The 4339-nt window shown below is 42.4% G+C and carries 4 protein-coding genes; 2 read left to right on the top strand and 2 right to left on the bottom strand.

Translation table 11 applies throughout. From position 1 onward, the window contains the following. Positions 1–446, top strand: a 446-nt coding sequence (locus tag AC4GME_RS01320) for a GGDEF domain-containing protein (protein WP_490378915.1), incomplete at its 5' end; no start/stop codon positions are given. A gap of 138 nt (positions 447–584) precedes the next feature. Here the strand turns inward: AC4GME_RS01320 and AC4GME_RS01315 are convergent. Together AC4GME_RS01315 and AC4GME_RS01310 are read right to left on the bottom strand one after the other, a co-directional pair. After that, positions 585–3017, bottom strand: coding sequence for an ABC transporter permease (locus tag AC4GME_RS01315; RefSeq protein ID WP_490376133.1), 2433 nt, complete (start codon positions 3015–3017; stop codon positions 585–587). Beyond that, positions 3017–3691: an ABC transporter ATP-binding protein gene (locus AC4GME_RS01310; protein ID WP_490376132.1), complete on the bottom strand. Its 675-nt coding sequence runs from the start codon at positions 3689–3691 to the stop codon at positions 3017–3019. The genes AC4GME_RS01315 and AC4GME_RS01310 overlap by 1 nt, the downstream gene beginning before the upstream one ends. Here AC4GME_RS01310 and tesA point away from each other — a divergent pair. Continuing rightward, complete coding sequence (gene tesA / locus AC4GME_RS01305; RefSeq protein ID WP_490376131.1) at positions 3690–4295, top strand: multifunctional acyl-CoA thioesterase I/protease I/lysophospholipase L1; 606 nt, start codon at positions 3690–3692, stop codon at positions 4293–4295. The genes AC4GME_RS01310 and tesA overlap by 2 nt on opposite strands. The last annotated feature ends 44 nt before the right edge of the window (positions 4296–4339 follow it).

Here is a 4339-nt window from a genome sequence, read left to right as displayed (position 1 = left end):
ATATTGGCAATCGAGCTTATTATGATGAAAGCTTCGAAAGAGCAATAGAGCAAAGCAGTCGAAGCCATCAAGGTTTATCTTTAATGGTATTAGATATTAACAACTTTAAAATTATTAATGATACCTTTGGCCATTTAAAAGGTGATCAAGTATTACAGAACTTTGCAGGTGTTCTGATTAAAAGCGTACGCACTTCGGATATGGTGTTTCGTTTAGGCGGTGATGAATTTGCTATTATTCTGCAGCCAGGGGGGCAAATTTCGGTTAATATCGTGATTAACCGCTTGCATACGGAAATCAAGAACAACGCTTTTTTAAGTGAGTTAAATTTTTCCAGCAGTGTTGGTTTTAGCCATTGGGAGATGGGGCGAAGTGCTAACGAACTGTTTTCAACCGCAGATCAAAACTTATACACGAATAAAGCTTCAAGCAAAATAGAGCGTTAAAAAATCACAGTGATTTTATACCCATGATACTTGAAGATGCAGATTCCAGCATCTTGAAGAGGTTTGGGTATAAAACAGCAGTAAGCTCTACGACGGTTTTATTGCAGTAAAAAAATTGACGGAGAGGTGATAGCTGCACTACTTCAATGGCTTTAATAATTGCTTAATCGCACTCATTAAACTGGCAAACACAATCAGCATCGCCAGTATGGGCACAACAAACCACATTCCAATATGCAAGCTAGGCTCTAACTTAAAGCCCAATTTCATTAAACTAAACACAATGCCCTCTGCAGCGACTACGGCAACAAAACCCGCAGCGATTGCCATTACACCATATTCACTCCATAACGTTTTGCTGATAAGCTTTCTACTTGCCCCTAACGTTCGATAAAGTGTGATTTCACGCTGCCGTTGCTTCAAGCTCAAGCGCAATAGTGTGAAAATCAATAATACGCCACTTATCACTCCAAGCCCGGCCAATACAGTTAACGACCAGGTTATCTGCTTCAATATGGTTTGAACTTTCCCACCCATAATTCGAAAGTCCAATAAGCTCACAGTTGGGTAATCTCGCCCCAGCTGATTCAGTATGGGGATTTGCTGTTCGGCAATACGAAAACTTACAAGCCAAGTGGCAGGCAACGCCGCAATCACATCTGGCGTGAAAATAAAGTAAAAGTTAGGTTTCATACTTTGCCATTGTACTGCTCGAATCGAATTAACGACCGCACTAAAGTTCTGACTATTAACAGAGAAACTTAAGCTGTCTCCCACTTCAATGTCAAGATCCTGCGCCACACTTTGTTCTACAGAAACAGCATTAGTTTGTGTCCATTCACCAGCACGAACCTCATTATGAATTGGCAGTCGATCTGCCCAGGTAAAGTTAATTTCACGATGCAGAACATGTACCCTTTGCTGCTCTTTAGAGAGTGAGCTTTTGAGATTCAGACCATTAATTTCCGTCAATCGACCACGAATAATCGGATAAGCTTGCGATCTTTCAATATTGTTTTTATCCAATTTTTGTAGATATTCCTGCTGCTGCGCAGGGGCAATATTGATAGCAAAGACATTCGCGGCATCTGGTGGTAATGTCTGTTGCCAATCTCCCAATAAGTCCGTACGTACCAGCCAGATAACAGCAAGCAGCATCAATGAACCGGATAATGCAGCCAACTGCATTATGCTTCTATTCGAAGAGCGTTTAATACGACTTAGTGCAAGGGTCATCGCAGGCTCCCATTTGGATTGACTAAGCAAATTCAGTAAACCATAACTGCTGTTCGCCAGCACTAAAAACAACAAGATTAGACCGATAAATACCATCCACACCAAAGCATTATTTCCATAGAAAAGTAAAAAAGCCACAGCAGGCACAGCAATCAGCCACAACCCTTTTTTCGGCGAGGTCGGCACTTGATCCTGCAGCACCGCAATGGCTGACGTATCTAATAATCTAATTAACGGAATGCCTAGTGCAGGCAAACCAATCAGCAATGCGACCGAAGCTGCAAATACAAAAGGCTGCCAACCGTAACTTGGTAATTGCTCAGGTAAAATACCCGTCAGGGGTAAACGCAACAGTAGCTCTAACCCGAGGCCAAGCAATGATCCTAACAATAAAGCTGTAGCAAACATTAAAACAACTTGTCCCAATAACCATCTAAGTAACCAGCGCTTACTCGCCCCCATGCTTTTTAGCATCGCCACCGTATTTGCCCGACCGCTGGCATAATGCTGGCATGTAAGCACTAAGGTCACTGACGCCATTAATATCACCATCAAAATAGTTAACGATAAATACTGCTTAGCTTTGAGAATTAAATCCGCAGTTCTACCTTGATTATCTTCACTGATCCAACCTTGTGAAGCTTGCAGCTTATAACCGCCCTGCAGCTGATTTAATGCGTTATTTTCACCTTTAAAAAAAGTTCGATATTGAACTCGACTGCCTAATTGAATAGCACCGGTTTTATGCAAATCAGATTGATGAATAAACACACTGGGCATGGTTCTAAAAGGGTTAAAAGTCAGTTCGGGTTGCGATTCAATTTTTCCCGAAACCATTAATTCTGCATCGCCAATGGCAATCAGATCACCAATGCGCACCTCCAATAATGAAAACAGACGGTCTGCAAGCCATAACTCTCCCGGCTGCACCGATGATCTGATCTGTGCATCCTGCCCCACTAAAATCAAATCACCGCGTAATGGATAACTACTTTCGACAGCCTTAGCATTGACTAACTGCATCTTGTTGTCGCTAAATGCCATGGTCTGGAAGCGAGTTTGAGCAGAAAAAGTTAACCCTAGATTGCGCGCATCAGACAGTAACAATTCGGGTATTGGATTGGCTGAACGGAAGACCAAATCGGCGGCCATCATCGAACGACCTTGAGCTGTCATCAGCTTTTCAACTCGAATAGCCAATGCCGATAACGCAACGACACAAGCAATAATCAAAATAAGCGCAGCCATCACAGGCCAAAGTTGACCTTGCCAGATCTCGCGCAAACTCCAACGCAAGACCATTTTATTGCCTGAAGAGGTTTTTACATTTTTCATTACAGCTCCTGCAGTTGACCTGCATGGATAGCCAGTGTGCGATCACATCGTTTAGCGAGCATTGCATCATGGGTAATCAATACTAATGTAGTGTCATGATTACGGTTCATTGCAAATAACAGTTCAATAATATTTTCTGCGGTTTTTTGATCCAGATTTCCGGTCGGTTCATCAGCAAATAATATTTTGGGCTGTGTCATAAACGCCCGCGCTAATGCCACACGTTGCTGCTCTCCACCTGATAATTGCGCAGGCAGATGCGTTTCACGCCCAGCGAGCCCCACAGACTGTAACAGCTGCTTAGCTTTGTCGATATCCTCCCCGTCTCCTCGTAAAATAGCAGGCAAGATAACGTTTTCTAATGCTGTGAGTGATGGGATCAATAAGAAACTTTGGAAAACAAAACCAATGGATTCACTGCGTATTTTTGCCCGCTGCTCATCATCCAACTGCGACAATGGCCGACCTAACAGCTCAATCTCACCTTTGCTTGGAATATCGAGTCCTGCTAATAGTGTCATTAAGGTTGATTTACCCGCACCAGATGTGCCAATAATAGCGACAGTCTCACATGAAAAAACTTCAAATGAGATATCATTTAAAATGGCTATCTCAGCTTCATTTGCAATGACTGATTTACTTACCGATCTTGCTTTAATAATAGGTAATGACATGACAAAAATTTTCCCCTTGCTATTTATTCTGCTATTTTCAGCACAAGCAAACAGTGCAACGCTTGTTATTCTCGGTGACAGTTTAAGTGCGGGTTATCGCATGCCCATAGAGCAGAGCTGGCCATCTTTGTTAAGTGAGCAGCTTAACCTGCTTGATAAACCAACCACAGTGGTTAACGGCAGTATTTCAGGCGATACCACAGGCAACGGTTTAGCACGTTTACCTGCGCTACTGGCACAACATAAACCCAGCACAGTATTAATTGAATTAGGTGCAAATGATGGTTTACGTGGTTTTTCACCAGCAGGGATCATGGCTAATATTGAACAGATGATCACCTTGATTAAGGCGCAAAATGCGCAAGTGATTTTGATGCAAATCCATGTTCCACCTAACTATGGAAAACGATACACTCAAGCCTTTAGCTCACTTTATCCTGAATTGAGTAAAAAAAGTGACGTTCCATTGATCCCCTTTTTTCTAGATCATCTGATCCTAAAACAACAATGGCTAATGAAAGACGGCTTGCACCCAACGCCACAAGCTCAACCTTGGATTGCACAGTTTATGGCAAAAGAGTTAGCGCCATATCTGAAAGAGTAGTACAGGATTTGAAAGAGTAGTACAGGACTTGAAAGAGTAGTACA

The organism is Psychromonas sp. (assembly GCF_983033635.1).
Note: the sequence above shows the minus strand (reverse complement) of the source record. Positions and strands in the feature narration are given on the sequence as shown.

Bases quoted from the DNA above. Each gene is read 5' to 3' on its own strand.
- AC4GME_RS01315 (WP_490376133.1), bottom strand. From the start codon at position 3,017: ATGAAAAATGTAAAAACCTCTTCAGGCAATAAAATGGTCTTGCGTTGG.
- tesA (WP_490376131.1), top strand. From the start codon at position 3,690: ATGACAAAAATTTTCCCCTTGCTATTTATTCTGCTATTTTCAGCACAA.
- AC4GME_RS01310 (WP_490376132.1), bottom strand. From the start codon at position 3,691: ATGTCATTACCTATTATTAAAGCAAGATCGGTAAGTAAATCAGTCATT.